This window comes from uncultured Ruminococcus sp. (assembly GCF_937915125.1).
GTDB lineage: Bacteria > Bacillota > Clostridia > Oscillospirales > Ruminococcaceae > Ruminococcus_C.
Genome location: NZ_CALDMP010000063.1, coordinates 1 through 14,923 on the forward strand (window position 1 = coordinate 1; position 14,923 = coordinate 14,923).

Consider the following 14,923-nt stretch of genomic DNA (forward strand, 5'->3'; position numbering starts at 1 on the left):
TCCCTCTGCACTCTCTTTCCCTTCACCCCTCACCCCCTTTCCGCACTTTTGCTGGTCACGGTAACTTGATTTTCTTCGTGCTTGCTTTGACTTGGACATCCAGAATACAGCCGTTTCGTTGCCAAAAGCAAAGCTTTAGTGCGGACTACGTACCACATGGCACTGATTTACGAGCGTTAAACTCTTCGAATAATCCCAAAAAGAACAGGAGGAATTCCCATGGACATCCCATCCATTCTGAAACAGCTGGACGATCTGCTCCATGCGTGTCGGCTGGACGAAGCGGAAACATTTTTGTGTGAAGCCATCCGGACAGCAGAAGCTTCCGGCGATACCGATGCGGAAAAGACACTGCGCAATGAGCAAATGGGCTTTTACCGGGACTGCGGACGGTTCCCGGAAATGCTGGATACTGCCGCAAGGGCACGTGCCCTTTTTGAACAACAGGGGGAGACGGATTCCATCGCCTATGGAACGACTCTCCTGAACTGCGCCAATGCCTACCGTGCCGCCGGTGCCTTTGATCAGGCATTTTCCACCTATGAAACCGTGCAGGAACTCTATGACAAGCTCCTGCCTCAGTCCGATGGACGTATTGCAAGCCTGTGGAATAACCTGGCGCTTCTCTATCAGGAAACCGGACAGTGGGAACAGGCGTGCCGCTGTCTGGAACAGGCATTGACCCTGGTGCGGCAATACGCCGGAGACGAGACACGGACGGCGATTTCCTGTACCAACCTTGCCGTCTCGCTGCTGCGGCTCCATCGTGTGGAGGATGCCCTGGCATATCTCACAGAAGCAGACGGTATTCTCGCCGGACGCACACCGTCGGATTTCCACTACAGCGCCACTCTCGCCGGCTTTGGTGACGCCTATTATCAGCTGGAAAACTACGAGACAGCGGCGGCATATTATGAAAAGGCACTGCCGGAGATCGAACTGCATATGGGACAGAATAATTTCTATGCCATTGTCTCCGAGAATCTGGCGCAGACTTATGAAAAGCTGGGCATGACACGTCCCCGGCTTTCGGGATTGGAACTCTGCCGCCGTTTTTATGAGGCGTTCGGTGCGCCTGTGCTGGAGCGTTCCTTCGGGGATATCCTGCCGAAGCTGGCGATCGGTCTTGCCGGGGAAGGCTCGGAATGCCTGGGGTATGACGACGAACTTTCCCGGGATCATGACTTCGGGCCGGGCTTCTGTATCTGGGTGCCGGATGATCTGCCGGAGCAGCAGGTGGAGGCGCTGAAAAATGCCTATGCCGCTTTGCCAAAATCATATATGGGTTACCGTCGGTTGGAAATGCCCGAAGCAGATGGACGTGTAGGCGTTTGTACTGTCAGCGGCTATTTCCGGCGGTTGTTGGGTCTGCCGGGGATACCACGGAATGAAGCGGAGTGGCTTTCTGTAGACGAATCCATGCTGGCGGCGGCGTGCAGCGGCGAAATCTTCCGGGATGACAGCGGTATTATGACCACACCCCGGAGAAAGCTGGGGCTGGGCTATCCGAAATCCGTCCGGCTCCGCCGTCTTGCACAGGCACTGGGTCGGATGGCACAGTGCGGACAGTATAACTTCGTCCGGATGCGCCGCCGTGGCGATACAGCAGCGGCACAGCTCTATCTCGGGGCATTCTGTCGGAATGCCATGACTGCGGCACATTTGCTTCGGGGTGTCTATGCACCATATGAAAAGTGGCTGCTGCGCAGTACGGCAGAGCTGGAAGGCTTCGGGGATATGGCAGGGCAGATACGTGAACTGCTGCTTCTGCCGCCCCGGAGGGAAAGGGATTTTGACGAGGAAATAGACCCGGCATGTGGGTACATCCGGGAGATCTGCGGAATGATCGGAAAGGAGATCGCTATGACAAATGCAATGGAACAGCCGGAAAATGCCTATCTGGCAGACACGGCAAAGGCACTGGGCGCAAAGGCAGAGGAGATGGAATCCCACCTGGCGGATGTGGAAAAAATCGTCCGGTTGGAGTGGGAGACTTTCGACAAGGTACAGAATATGGGCGGCAGGGCAGCCTGTCAGGACGACTGGGAGACCTTTTCCATTATGCGCCGCAGTCAGTATCTGCCCTGGGACAGCGCACTGCTGAAACAGTGGATCGCTGCCTTTGAACAGGCGCTTTCGGAGGGCAGAAACCTCATTACGGAAAAATATGCCCGGATGATGGAGAGCACCCACCCGGAGGAATATGCGAAGATCAAAGACCAGCTGCCGCCTGTCTCGCCGGAATTTGTGCAGCTGCGGGAGGCGATCATCGCCATCCAGATTCCCTGGATGGAGGAATTTGCAGCCCAGTATCCCAATCTGGCATCCCGTGCAAGGATCATTCACACAGAGGACGATTCTCCCTGGGAGACATCCTATGAGACCTATCTCCGGGGTGAGCTGACGGCGTATCCCTTTGAGGTGCTGTACGGCTATGGCAGATGGATCGTATCCCTGCACCAGCAGGGGAAGAACCTGTCCCGGATGATTCTGGAGGAAACGGTGCACGAATACGGCTATGCCACCCTGGAAGAAGCGGAGCAGAACGGGTGCTGCCCGTAATAAAAAAATTGCATATGGAAACAGCCGTTCCGGTAGAAGGGGACGGCTGTTTTTGGAGGGGTAATCATTTTATGTAGTACATTGTCACGCCTAAAGCTTTACTTTTGATTTGAAAACCAGAAGCGTAGGGCGGGGGCTTGCTCCCGCCGTTCCTAAAGAACCTAAGGAGAACCCTTTGTAGGGGCGGATATCATCCGCCCGCCGTATTCCCCACAATTACACAAATTCGGTGCAACTGTAGAGGCGACCATTGGTCGCCCCTACAATAATCCATATTTCACAAAAATTGAGTTGCGTGACTGCGTGCATCCTATCATTGACAAATATGAAAAAATATAGTATACTATTATGAGTAGTTTTTGTCGATTGTCCATATCAAAGAATTTTCTATGATCTGCGGCGGAACAAGGCTAAGGCAACACCACACAAAGAGCGCCTGACGGCTTTGCACGACATATGCTCGCATCTGACGCACAATCTTTGTGCGGTATTGCCCTAATTTTAAAATTTTTAAGAAGGAGAACCAATCTATGAAAAAAATCGTGATCATCGGCGGCGGACCCGCTGGTCTGACAGCTGCCTATGAGCTGCTGAAGGACACCAAAGACGAATTTGAAGTGACCATTCTGGAGGAGAGCGAAGTGCTGGGCGGTATTTCCCAGACCGTGCGCTATCACGGAAACCGTATGGATATCGGTGGTCACCGCTTTTTCTCTAAGGATGATACAGTGATGAAATGGTGGTCCGATCTCATGCCCATCCAGGGAAAACCGGCATATGACGACCAGAAGCTGGGACGGGAAAAGCCCCTGGTTTCCGGCGGTCCTGATCCGGAAAAGGAAGATGTGGTCATGCTGGTGCGTGACCGTGTGTCCCGGATCTATTACAACCACTGCTTCTTCGATTATCCCGTTTCTCTGAAAAAGGAAACCATCAAAAACATGGGCTTTGCCACCACCATGCGTGCCGGGTTCAGCTATCTGGGCTCCTGTATTTCCAAGAAGCCGGAGACCAATCTGGAGAACTTCTACATCAACCGCTTCGGCAAGGTGCTCTACAGCATGTTCTTCGAAGGCTATACCGAAAAGCTCTGGGGCAGACATCCCAGCGAAATTTCCGCAGACTGGGGCGCACAGCGTGTCAAGGGACTGTCCATTCGTGCTGTTATCAAAGATATGTTCTCCAAGGCGTTCGGCAAGAAGAACAACGAAAACGCCGAGACCTCTCTCATTGAACAGTTCTGGTATCCCAAATACGGTCCCGGTCAGCTCTGGGAGCTGGTGGGCGAAAAGGTACAGGAAAAGGGCGGTCAGATCCTCTATCACCATACTGTCAAGACCATCCGCACCGAGAATGGAAAGATTCAGTCTGTTGTCTGCGAGACACCAGAGGGCACAAAGGAGATCACGGGAGATATTTTCATTTCCTCTATGCCCATCAAGAATCTGGTTGCCGGGCTGGAGGGCTGTGCAGACAGCGAAATTCAGCGCATTGCCGCAGGTCTCCCTTACCGGGATTTTGTCACTGTGGGACTGCTGGTGAACAAGCTGGAGCTGGTCAACGAGACAGACAAAAAGACCCTGGGCAATATCGTCCCCGACTGCTGGATCTATGTCCAGGATAAGGGCGTGAAGCTGGGACGGATTCAGATCTTCAACAACTGGTCTCCCTATATGGTGGAAAAGCCGGAGGACACCGTCTGGATCGGTCTGGAATACTTCTGCGCTGAGGGTGACGAATTCTGGAATATGTCCGATGAGGAATGCATTGACTTCGCCACAAAGGAACTGGTGAAAATGGGCGTCATCCAGGAGGGTACCGTGCTGGATTCTCACCGGGAAAAGGTCAAGAAAGCATATCCGGCATATTTCGATACCTATGCCCAGTTCGACCAGGTGGTCGCTTACCTGGATACTTATGAGAATCTCTTCTGCGTGGGCAGAAACGGTCAGCACCGCTACAACAACATGGATCACTCCATGCTGACGGCAATTCACGCCGCTGATGCCATCAAGCACAATTCCACCGACAAGAGCGCCGTGTGGAACGTCAACCAGGAGAAGGAATACCATGAACAGAAACAATCCTGACAGGGCTTCTCTGTGCTCTCCGGAATCCTGTACCCAAAAGTTTCTGCAAGCGCTGGGGGCACATCCATATCTCAGTGCCTTGCTGATCTGTCTGCTCATCAATCCCTTTTACCTTGGTTCGGCGGAAAATGTTCCCGGGAACGCCCTCATGCTGGAGGTGCTGTCCGTACTCACGGTAGGCGGCGCCATTCTCCTGTGGCTGTACCGGCTGGGAAAACTGCGAAAAAAGACGGCGATCGCCGCAGGTGCAGTCTTTCTGCTGCTGACCGGTCTGGGTACGAAGCTGTATAGCCAGTCGGAGCGAAAAGGGCTGTGGATGCTCCTGGGCGGCTGCATAATTCTGCTGGTACTGTTCTTCTTGACTCGGAACCAGAAGCAGAACCAGACCCAACGCACGGCACTATTACTCATGGGAATCAGCTTTTTCCTGAAATTCTACTATGTGTTCTATACCTCTGTCTATGAGCGACAGCATGATGTCAGCAAATTCGGCGGCAATAAGGGACACACTGGTTACATAGAATATCTGCTGTTCCACCACAGTCTGCCGGATTTTGACCCCCGGGAACGCTGGCAGTTCTATCATCCGCCCCTGCATCATGCCATCAGTGCGCTGTGGATCGATCTGTCGGAAAACCTCCTGGGCGTGGGGCACGACCCGGCACGGGAATCTCTACAGACCCTGACGTTATTCTACGCCATGGTGATTCTCATTACCGCCTATCGGATCCTCCGGCATTTCAAGCTCCAGGGCATGGGGCTATATGCGCCCTTGCTGCTCATTGCTTTCCACCCGTCATTCACCCTGTTTTCCGGCAGCATCAACAACGATATCCTTTCAGTGGCATTTATTTTTGGGGCAGTGCTGTGCACGTTGCAATGGTACGACAACCCCACCATGAAAGGCATTCTGAAGATCGCCCTCTGTGTGGGGCTGGGCATGATGACGAAGATGTCCGCTGCCCTGGTGGCAGTTCCCATTGCCGTGGTATTCCTGGTGGTACTGGTGCAGAAGCTCCGCCGCCGGGAATGGAACATTCTAGGACAGTACGGTGCATTTGCGGCAGTCTGTGTTCCCTTGGGGCTATGGTATCCCATCCGGAATCTGGTGCGCTTTGATGTGCCCCTGACCTATGTACAGGAGTTGAGTACCGGATTGCGGCAGTATATCGGCGACCAGAGATTTTCCTCCCGGATCACGGATTTTTCCCCGAAACAGTTTCACAGCGTCTTTGAACAGTGGTTACAGCAGGATGGTTCGGGCTACAACGAGTATAACCCCATGATAGCGCTGCTGAAAAATGCGCTGTTCGGGGAATATATCAATGAGAGCACCCTGGCATATGGACAGGCAGCGATTTTGCTGGCGGAAATCTTTTTCTGGCTGAATGTGCTGATTGCCGCCGGTGCACTGGTGTGCATGATCGTGCTGTGCTTCCGGAAATGTGCCATGAACAGGATGCAGAAGATTTTCTTTGTGTCTTTCTATCTGGTCATGATGGTGAATTTCTACTATCTGGCAGCATCCTCACCCTTTACCTGTTCCATGAATTTCCGGTATATCATGCCCACAATTCTCATCGGTGCGCTATTTTTCGGCATGGCAGTGCAGGAACTGCACCAGAGAAAGACAAAAGCGGCTGGGGCGCTGGCTGTGGGAATGCAGGTGTTCTGCGGCTGTTTTGCTGTCTGCTCTTTCGTGTTGTATGCGTGGGTCTGTCTGCCGAACAAATGAGCATGTTGCATGTAGGGGCGGTCATGTTCACCCCGCCTCGAAAAAGCTGTCGCTTTTTCTCACCACCCTGGACCTGCACCAGCTGTGCTCAGCTGGATCAGCTTGCCAGGCAGCCTTTTTGGGAATTGGCGGGAAATTATCTTGGGCAACACCGCACAAAGAGCGCTTGACGGCTTTGTACGTCATATGCTTGCATCTTTTCCGTCATATTTCACAAAAATGCTCGTGAATACACAAAGTATTCACGAGCATTTTTGTTTCATCTGACGCACAATCTTTGTGCGGTATTGCCCTTGATGTAAGCTGACTCTCTCTTACTTTGATGAGGGCATGACACGTGCCAATGCGTTTGCCAGTCCGGACAGGGGCAGGGTCTGGAGCCAGATTCTGCCGGGGCCTGTTACCTTTGTATTAAAGAAGCCTTCGCCCCCCAGCAGCATATTTCCCACGCCCTTGACAGTCTCTACATCCAGGGTACAGGTTGCCTCCATTGCGGCAAGGTTGCCCGTATCCACCATCATGGACTGTCCCGGTGCAAGGTCGTATGCAACAACGCTGCCGTCGATCTCCAGGAACAGCATGCCATTTCCGCTGAACTTCTGCATAATGAAGCCCTCACCGCCGAAAAAGCCCCCGGCAATCTTCTTCTGGAAATACATCTCAAAGGAAACGCTCTGCTCCGATGCCAGGAACGAGGATTTCTGCGCCACAATGGGCTTGTCGGGTGTCACCTGGATGGGCATTACTTCGCCCGGCACTGCCGAAGCAAAGGCGATCATGCCCACACCACCCCTTGCGGTATATTCGTTCTGGAACATTGCCTCTCCCGACAGGGCACGGCTGAACATTTTTCCAAGTCCGCCGCCCTTTGTCTGCATTTCCATGTTGGGGGTCATCCACGCCATTGCGCCTTTTTGACAAAGCACGGTTTCTCCCGGCTGAACGGTCAGAACAACCACCGGATAGGGCTGACCTTGAATCTGATACTGCATAATTGTGTCCTCCTGCAATAGATTATTTTTGGCGAAACATATTCGCCTCTGCAAAAACGGCATTTTACCGCTCTTTTCGTGTTATTCGCCGCTCGATTTAGGGGGCGGGTGACTTGCACCTGCTGTCGTATGGTTGATCTCATTACAAACTTCTTGTCAGGACGTTTGTAACGAGATCAAATGTTCAGTTTCTGTTCCACGCTGTCCTCTTCCGTGATTTTTCGGATCACCCGGCAGGGATTCCCTGCTGCGAGGGAATAGGGCGGAATACTCTTTGTAACAACGCTTCCTGCGCCGATCACGCAGCCTTTCCCAATGGTCACACCGCCGCAGACTGTGACATTGGACGCCAGCCAGCAGTTGCTTTCAATGGTAATGGGCTTGCCATATTCCAGATCATATAAGGAGCCGTCCTCCCGGGTGCGCAGATTGCGTTCTTCCGGCAAAAACGGGTGCATAGGTGTGGCAAGGGTACAGTTTGGCCCGAAGAAAACATTGTCACCAATCGTCACCGGGCATGTATCCAGTACAACCAGATTGAAATTGGCATAGCACTTTTCCCCGAAAATGGTGTTTACGCCGTAGTCGAATTGCAAAGGTCCCTGAAAAAACGTCCCCTTACCGCAGTTCGGCACCAGCTGTTTCAGTATTTCCGTTCGTTTTAACGTCTCTGTTTCATAGGTATCGTTATAGTTCTTGGAAAGCCGGTGCGCCTTCTGGCGCTGCTGTTCCAGCACCGGGTCAGAGGGATCGTAAAGCTTTCCGGCAAGCATTTTTTCCTGTTCTTGTTCCATATGATATCTCCTTTTGTAGTATGGGAATTGTCGTGTTCAATTAGCTTTAGGCAACACCGCACAAAGAGCGCCTGTCGGCTTTGCACGTCATATGCTTGCATCTGACGCACAATCTTTGTGCGGTATTGCCTTTATTATATCAGATTTTGCCCTGCCATGTCAATATTTTTAGACAAAATACCAGTTTGTATAGAATGCAAGCCCCCACTCTGAGCGTTATAACAATCCAACAACGCCGCAGAGACGGGTGAGCGGGTTTTTAGAGGTGACCTTGATGTTACCGATGCTCCAAAACAGCAAAAAGCAGGATCTCGGGGAAGATCCTGCTTTTGCAAAAAGGAAATAGTTATGCAATTGTTATATTTCGCTTAGCCCATCACAACTTCAACAGCGTGGTTCTTGCCATCGCTGAATACCGGCAGTACGTTGCCTTCAATCGCATTGCCGTCAACAGTAACCGATACAACGCCCTTGCAAACGTGATCCGGGTTCTTGACGGTAACATCATAGGTCGCACCACGATACTGTCTGGAAATGGTGAAGCCGTCCCACTCGTGGGGGATAGACGGGTCGATCTTCAGACCGTCCCAATCCGGGATCACGCCCAGAATGTACTGAGAAACAGCCACAAAGTTCCATGCAGCAGTACCAGTCAGCCAGCTGTTCTTTGCCTCGCCGTGACGCTTCGCATCCTTGCCGGCAATCATCTGTGCATAGACATACGGCTCGGTGCGGTGGAGGTCAGAGTACTTCTCTTCCCGATATGCCGGTGCAATCTTGCTGTAATACTCAAACGCCTTGTCTCCGTGACCCACAAACGCCTCTGCACAGATGATCCATGCATTGTTGTGGCAGAAGATACCAGCATTTTCCTTGTATCCGCCCGGATATGTGGAAATTTCGCCGTACTCGATATAATACTTGGTGAATGCCGGCTGGTTCAGACTCAGACCATGCTCGGAATTCAGCCACTTGTCAACACTCTCCAGTGCCTTCAGGTCAGCGCCGGTTTCCTTACCGCAGCCGCCCATAACTGCAAAGCCCTGGGGTTCGATGAAGATCTTGCCCTCTTCGCATTCGTGAGAGCCCATCTTATTGCCAAAGTCATCATAGGCACGCAGGAACCATTCGCCGTCCCAGCCGTATTCCATGATGTTCTTCTTCATTTCTTCAATGGCAGCCTGTGCCTTTGCAGCGCCAGCCTCATCGCCGCGCTTCTTGCACATTGCCACATATTCCGGACCTGCATATGTAAACAGAGCAGCTACCATGACAGACTCTGCCACCTTGGAATACTTGTCTTCGCCGTACTTCGGAGAAGTAGAGGTCTGGAAGGATTCGCCCGGCTCGTCAGAGAAGCAGGACAGGTTGATGCAGTCGTTCCAGTCTGCACGCATTGCCAGAGGCAGTCCGTGAGGGCCAACATTTTCAGCCACATGGAAGAAGCTCTTTTCCAGGTGATCCATCATGGTCTTTGCCTTGGATTCGTCGTTGTCATAGGGCACCATTTCGTCCAGGATGGTGTAGTCACCGGATTCCTTAATATATGCAGCAACAGAAAGGATCATCCACAGCGGATCGTCGGAGAAGTCGCCGCCGATTTCGTTGTTGCCCTTCTTGGTCAGAGGCTGATACTGATGATAGCATCCGCCGTCCTCCAGCTGGGTGGAAGCCAGATCGATAAGACGCTCTCTTGCTCTGTCCGGGATCTGGTGCACGAAGCCCAGCAGATCCTGGTTGGAGTCACGGAAGCCCATGCCTCTGCCGATACCGCTCTCGAAGTAAGAAGCGGAACGGGACATATTAAAGGTAACCATGCACTGATACTGGTTCCAGATGTTTACCATGCGGTTCATCTTGTCGTCCGGTGTATTGACATTGTACTTGGACAGCAGATTGTCCCACATTTCCTTCAGCTCAGCCAGACCAGCAGCCACCTTTTCCGGTGTGTTGTACTGCTCGATCATCTCATAAGCACGGGACTTGTTCATGCTGCCGTCTGCATTCCACTTCTGATCCTTGGGGTTTTCGACATAGCCCAGGATGAAGATGAGCTGCTTGGACTCGCCCGGTGCCAGGGTGATTTCCTTATAGTGAGAAGCGATGGGTGACCAGCCGTCAGCGACGGAGTTGGATGCCTTGCCGGCAGCCACTACCTGAGGATTCTCAAAGCCGTTGTACAGACCCAGGAAGCTCTCACGGTCGGAGTCATAGCCGTCGATGCTGTCATTTACGGTATAGAATGCGAAGTGATTGCGGCGCTCCTTATACTCGGTCTTGTGGAAGATGGTAGAACCTTCGATCTCCACTTCGCCGGTGTTGAAGTTACGCTGGAAGTTAGTGGAGTCATCCTGTGCATTCCACAGACACCACTCAATGAAGGAGAACAGCTTGATGGTCTTTGCTTCGCTGCCCTCGTTCTTCAGAACCAGGCTCTGGATCTCGCCGTTGTAGTTCTGGGGTACGAAGAAGGTCACTTCAGCGGAAATGTCGTTCTTCTTACCGGAAATAATGGTATAGCCCATGCCGTGACGGCAGCTGTATGCATCCAGATCGGTCTTTACCGGGGACCAGCCCGGAGACCAGATGGTGCCGTTGTCGTTGATGTAAAAATAACGACCGCCCATATCTACCGGTACATTGTTGTAGCGGTAACGGGTGATCCGGCGCAGACGGGCATCCTTATAGAAGTGATAGCCGCCGGCGGTGTTGGAGATCAGAGAGAAGAACTCCTGGGTACCGAGGTAGTTGATCCACGGATATGGTGTCTTCGGATTCTGAATGACGTATTCCTTATTTGCGTCGTCAAAATAGCCAAATTTCATGGGTGGAACTCCTTTTCAAAAATTTTGTGAATAGTAAGATTGCCAATAATGAGACAGCAATGCCTTTTGGGAATATGCTTTCTCTACGCTGGCTAGTATCCTCATTATAACATACAAGCCAGTAAAATACAAGTCTTTTTTGAGAAAATCTTTCAAAAAATCCCCTGGCGACGGCTGGTTTGATGCAAAACAGAAAAAACAGGAGATTTCGGGGAAAAACATCGCCGGAAATATGGGTGCTGCTATATAAAAGGTATAGAAAGAACCACCCATCTTGTCGTTTACAAAAAATTTACATAAAAAATCGAAAAAAATCGGCGCAGATACTTGCATTTCTTCGGAAAGTATGATAGAATATACAAGCGTGATTGCAATAGATATGCGTTGAAGTGAAAGGTTGCCGGCGGTATGCCGGGTAATTTTCATGGAGTATGTCCGATTTGAAAACCGGGCGAATCAGGATAATGACACAGTATGTGTACAACACCCCAGCATGGCATAAGCTGTGCCGGCTGGTTTGTACTGCTGTCTGCACTGGCTCGGAAACATTTTTCAGTTTTCGAGTTTTTTTGTACATGTGTGCCGGGAACACCCGGCGGCGTGGAAAGAAGTCCTGATGGAGGAGACTCCAGCCCCCAGGAAGATGAAGGAGGCGAAAAGAATGGCAGTCAACGAAAAAATCAGAATCAAGATCAAGGGCTATGAGCATGCGACAGTAGACGCAGCAGCGGCCAAGATCGTGGAAGCTGCAAAGAGAAGCGGTTCTCAGGTTTCGGGTCCGATCCCGCTCCCGACCGATAAGGAGATCATCACCATCCTGCGTGCAACTCATAAGTACAAGGATAGCCGTGAGCAGTTCGAGCGTCGTACACACAAGCGTCTCATCGACGTGATCCGTCCGACACAGAAGACCACAGAGGCTCTGCAGAAGCTGGAGATTCCGGCAGGCGTAGATATCGTCATGGAGCTCAAGTAAGAATCGATCTGATTCAAACCCCTGCGGCAAAAGCCGCGGACGGCAGGGAAATGCCGTCGGTCATGTTGACAGAGGTCAACCAATAACCAACAGGAGGAACTTAAAATGCAGAAGGCAATTATCGGCAAGAAGATCGGTATGACACAGATCTTCGACGAATCCGGAAAAGTCATTCCGGTAACTGTCGTAGAAGCCGGTCCGTGCGTTGTCATTCAGAAGAAGACAACCGAAAACGACGGCTATGAGGCAGTACAGCTGGGCTTCGGCGATGTAACCACAAAGCATGTGACAAAGCCCATGCAGGGTCATTTCGCAAAGGCAGACGTTGCAGCCAAGAAGACGCTGAAGGAATTCCGTCTGGCAGACTGCACTGCTCTGAACGTAGGCGATGTGATCAAGGCAGATACATTCGCAGTAGGCGACAGCGTGGATGTCAGCGGCACCAGCAAGGGTAAGGGTTATCAGGGCGCAGTAAAGCGTCACAATCAGCGCACGCTGAGAGAAACCCACGGTACTGGTCCGGTAGGCCGCCAGGCTGGTTCTATGGGCGCATGCTCCTCTCCGTCCCGTATCTATAAGGGCAAGGGCATGGCAGGCCATATGGGCGCAGAAAAGGTTACCGTTCAGAATCTGGAGATCGTAAAGGTCGATAGTGAAAATAATCTCATCGCAGTCAAGGGTGCGATCCCGGGTGCGAAGGGCGGAATTGTTGTCATCACTGACAGCGTGAAGGCGTAAGGAAGGAGGAAACATCAATGGCAAAGATTGCAGTATTTAATATGGCAGGCCAGCAGGTGTCTGAGACAGAGCTTTCGGATGCGGTTTTCGCAGTTACGCCCAATGAGGCAGTGATGCACGCAATGGTAGTAAACTATCTGGCAAACCAGCGCCAGGGTACACAGTCTACACTGACTCGTACCGAGGTTGCAGGCGGCGGCAGAAAGCCGTGGAGACAGAAGGGTACTGGTCACGCAAGACAGGGCTCCATCCGTGCTCCTCAGTGGACACACGGCGGCGTAGCACTGGGTCCGAAGCCCCGTGACTATCGTTACGCACTGAATAAGAAGGCAAGAAGACTTGCAATGAAGTCTGCGCTTTCCACAAAGGTTCTGGATCAGAACATGATCGTTCTGGACAGCCTGAAGCTGGAAGAATACAAGACAAAGACCGTAGCCGCAATGCTGAAGGCACTGGGCGTAGAGGGCAAGGCCCTGCTGGTAACTGCTGAGGCAGACCAGAAGGTCGTAAAGAGCGCAGCAAATATCCCGGGTGTCAAGACCGCAGCTGTCAACACCCTGAATGTATATGACATCCTGAACTATGACAAGTTCATCGTTTCTCAGGATGCTGTCGCAAAAATCGAGGAGGTGTATGCAAAGTGAAAGCACCGCAGGATATCATCCTGACGCCGGTTATCACCGAGCGCAGCGTAGACGATATGGCAGAAAGCAAGTACACTTTCAAGGTTGCAAAGGATGCCAATAAGGTTGAGATTGCAAAGGCAGCAGAAGAACTGTTTCAGGTACAGGTTCTCAAGGTAAACACCGTGAACTGCACCGGTCACACCAAGCGCATGGGACGCACCATGGGTAAGCGTCCGGACTTCAAGAAGGCTGTTATCACCATCAATCCGGAGCCGACTCCGGGCAAGGATGGCAAGAAGCGCAAGGGTACCATCGAATTCTTCGACGGTATGTTCTAAGAGAAGTCGCAGGCGGGTTTTCCCACAAAGCAGACTTCGGGTATGGGAGTAATGCTCCCGATAACACAGCATTTTATAAGGAGTGAAAAGAATGGCCATTAAGACCTATAAACCGACGACCCCGTCCCGCAGAAATATGACCTGCACCGACTATTCGGGTCTGTCGAAGGTAAAGCCGGAGAAGAGCTTGCTCGAGCCGATGAAGAAGAACTCGGGCCGCAACAGCTACGGCAGAATCACCGTTCGCCACAGAGGCGGCGGAAACCGCAGAAAATATCGTGTCATCGACTTCAAGCGTAACAAGGACGGCATGAATGCTACCGTTCTGACCCTGGAGTACGATCCGAACAGAAGCGCATTTATCGCTCTGGTTCAGTATGAGGACGGCGAAAAGCGCTACATCCTGGCAGCAGAAGGCCTCAAAGTTGGCGACACCGTTCGCTCTGGTTCTGATGCAGACATCAAGCCGGGCAACGCAATGAAGCTCATCGACATCCCCGTTGGTACATTCATTCATGCGATTGAACTGTATCCGGGCAAGGGCGCTCAGCTGGTTCGCAGCGCAGGCAACATGGCTCAGCTCATGGGCAAGGAAGGTGCATTCGCACTGGTTCGTCTGCCTTCCGGCGAAATGAGAAAAGTGCCGATTGAGTGTCGCGCATCCATCGGTCAGGTTTCTAACATTGACCACGAAAACGTACACTACGGTAAAGCAGGCCGCATGAGAAACAAGGGCTGGAGACCGACTGTCAGAGGTTCTGTTATGAACCCGAACGATCACCCGCACGGTGGTGGTGAAGGTAAATCTCCGATCGGTCGTCCGGGACCTGTTACTCCGTGGGGTAAGCCGGCTCTGGGTTATAAGACCCGTGCAAAGCACAAGGCATCCGATAAGTATATTGTAAAACGCCGCAACGGTAGATAAGGGAAAGGAGGAACACACTCATGAGCAGAAGTATCAAAAAGGGACCTTACGTCCAGGAAGTCCTCCTCAAGCGTGTACAGGCAATGAACGAAGCCGGCGAGAAGAAAGTGCTCAAGACATGGAGCCGTTCTTCTACCATTTTCCCGGATTTCGTAGGCCACACCATCGCTGTGCATGACGGCCGCAAGCACGTGCCGGTATATGTCACAGAAGACATGGTAGGACACAAACTGGGTGAATTCGCACCGACCAGAACCTTCAAGGGTCACGCTGGTTCTAAGACATCCAACAATGGTAAGAAGTAAGCGGAAGGAGGAGATCA

13 protein-coding genes are annotated in these 14,923 nt (G+C 52.0%); 9 read left to right on the forward strand and 4 right to left on the reverse strand.

What is annotated here, in order from left to right:
- Nucleotides 1–219 precede the first annotated feature (219 nt).
- The 3 genes from Q0418_RS06245 to Q0418_RS06255 all read left to right on the forward strand — a co-directional run bounded on the left by Q0418_RS06245 (nt 220) and on the right by Q0418_RS06255 (nt 6,387).
- Nucleotides 220–2,562 (forward strand): DUF4125 family protein, encoded by a 2,343-nt coding sequence (locus Q0418_RS06245; protein ID WP_298483254.1) that lies wholly within the window; start codon nt 220–222, stop codon nt 2,560–2,562.
- A 530-nt stretch (nt 2,563–3,092) separates the two neighbouring features.
- Nucleotides 3,093–4,652, forward strand: a complete 1,560-nt coding sequence (locus Q0418_RS06250) for an NAD(P)/FAD-dependent oxidoreductase (protein WP_298483255.1) — start codon at nt 3,093–3,095, stop codon at nt 4,650–4,652.
- Nucleotides 4,633–6,387 carry a glycosyltransferase family 39 protein gene (locus Q0418_RS06255; RefSeq protein ID WP_298483257.1) on the forward strand — a complete coding sequence of 585 codons (1,755 nt, stop codon included), beginning with the start codon at nt 4,633–4,635 and terminating at the stop codon, nt 6,385–6,387. The genes Q0418_RS06250 and Q0418_RS06255 overlap by 20 nt, the downstream gene beginning before the upstream one ends.
- 314 nt (nt 6,388–6,701) lie before the next feature.
- Here Q0418_RS06255 and Q0418_RS06260 read toward each other — a convergent pair whose 3' ends face one another.
- From Q0418_RS06260 to Q0418_RS06275, 4 genes are all read right to left on the reverse strand, one after another.
- On the reverse strand, nt 6,702–7,379 hold the full coding sequence (locus Q0418_RS06260; protein ID WP_298483259.1) for a TIGR00266 family protein: 678 nt from the start codon (nt 7,377–7,379) through the stop codon (nt 6,702–6,704).
- A gap of 176 nt (nt 7,380–7,555) precedes the next feature.
- A complete protein-coding gene (locus Q0418_RS06265; RefSeq protein ID WP_298483261.1) occupies nt 7,556–8,173 on the reverse strand; it encodes a sugar O-acetyltransferase in 618 nt (205 codons plus the stop codon).
- Nucleotides 8,174–8,541: 368 nt separating this feature from the next.
- Complete coding sequence (locus tag Q0418_RS06270; protein ID WP_298483263.1) at nt 8,542–10,998, reverse strand: GH36-type glycosyl hydrolase domain-containing protein; 2,457 nt, start codon at nt 10,996–10,998, stop codon at nt 8,542–8,544.
- A 15-nt stretch (nt 10,999–11,013) separates the two neighbouring features.
- On the reverse strand, nt 11,014–11,424 hold the full coding sequence (locus Q0418_RS06275) for a hypothetical protein (protein WP_298483266.1): 411 nt from the start codon (nt 11,422–11,424) through the stop codon (nt 11,014–11,016).
- A 235-nt stretch (nt 11,425–11,659) separates the two neighbouring features.
- On the opposite strand from Q0418_RS06275, the gene rpsJ reads away from it, so the two are divergent.
- The 6 genes from rpsJ to rpsS all read left to right on the forward strand — a co-directional run bounded on the left by rpsJ (nt 11,660) and on the right by rpsS (nt 14,906).
- Entirely contained in the window at nt 11,660–11,974 is a 315-nt protein-coding gene (gene rpsJ / locus Q0418_RS06280) for a 30S ribosomal protein S10 (protein WP_177436651.1), read from the forward strand.
- Nucleotides 11,975–12,079: 105 nt separating this feature from the next.
- Nucleotides 12,080–12,712, forward strand: a complete 633-nt coding sequence (gene rplC, locus Q0418_RS06285; RefSeq protein WP_298483268.1) for a 50S ribosomal protein L3 — start codon at nt 12,080–12,082, stop codon at nt 12,710–12,712.
- 17 nt (nt 12,713–12,729) lie between these two features.
- Nucleotides 12,730–13,356 (forward strand): 50S ribosomal protein L4, encoded by a 627-nt coding sequence (rplD, locus tag Q0418_RS06290; protein ID WP_298483270.1) that lies wholly within the window; start codon nt 12,730–12,732, stop codon nt 13,354–13,356.
- Entirely contained in the window at nt 13,353–13,676 is a 324-nt protein-coding gene (gene rplW, locus Q0418_RS06295) for a 50S ribosomal protein L23 (RefSeq protein ID WP_298483272.1), read from the forward strand. The genes rplD and rplW overlap by 4 nt, the downstream gene beginning before the upstream one ends.
- A gap of 91 nt (nt 13,677–13,767) precedes the next feature.
- Nucleotides 13,768–14,601, forward strand: coding sequence for a 50S ribosomal protein L2 (rplB, locus tag Q0418_RS06300; protein WP_298483275.1), 834 nt, complete (start codon nt 13,768–13,770; stop codon nt 14,599–14,601).
- A 20-nt stretch (nt 14,602–14,621) separates the two neighbouring features.
- Nucleotides 14,622–14,906, forward strand: a complete 285-nt coding sequence (gene rpsS, locus Q0418_RS06305; protein ID WP_022411557.1) for a 30S ribosomal protein S19 — start codon at nt 14,622–14,624, stop codon at nt 14,904–14,906.
- Nucleotides 14,907–14,923: the final 17 nt, after the last annotated feature.

Coding starts and splice junctions, on each gene's coding strand:
- Q0418_RS06250 (WP_298483255.1), top strand. CDS start 3,093: ATGAAAAAAATCGTGATCATCGGCGGCGGACCCGCTGGTCTGACAGCT.
- rpsS (WP_022411557.1), top strand. CDS start 14,622: ATGAGCAGAAGTATCAAAAAGGGACCTTACGTCCAGGAAGTCCTCCTC.
- rplD (WP_298483270.1), top strand. CDS start 12,730: ATGGCAAAGATTGCAGTATTTAATATGGCAGGCCAGCAGGTGTCTGAG.
- Q0418_RS06275 (WP_298483266.1), bottom strand. CDS start 11,424: ATGAAAATTACCCGGCATACCGCCGGCAACCTTTCACTTCAACGCATA.
- rplB (WP_298483275.1), top strand. CDS start 13,768: ATGGCCATTAAGACCTATAAACCGACGACCCCGTCCCGCAGAAATATG.
- Q0418_RS06265 (WP_298483261.1), bottom strand. CDS start 8,173: ATGGAACAAGAACAGGAAAAAATGCTTGCCGGAAAGCTTTACGATCCC.
- rpsJ (WP_177436651.1), top strand. CDS start 11,660: ATGGCAGTCAACGAAAAAATCAGAATCAAGATCAAGGGCTATGAGCAT.
- Q0418_RS06255 (WP_298483257.1), top strand. CDS start 4,633: ATGAACAGAAACAATCCTGACAGGGCTTCTCTGTGCTCTCCGGAATCC.
- Q0418_RS06270 (WP_298483263.1), bottom strand. CDS start 10,998: ATGAAATTTGGCTATTTTGACGACGCAAATAAGGAATACGTCATTCAG.
- Q0418_RS06245 (WP_298483254.1), top strand. CDS start 220: ATGGACATCCCATCCATTCTGAAACAGCTGGACGATCTGCTCCATGCG.
- rplC (WP_298483268.1), top strand. CDS start 12,080: ATGCAGAAGGCAATTATCGGCAAGAAGATCGGTATGACACAGATCTTC.
- Q0418_RS06260 (WP_298483259.1), bottom strand. CDS start 7,379: ATGCAGTATCAGATTCAAGGTCAGCCCTATCCGGTGGTTGTTCTGACC.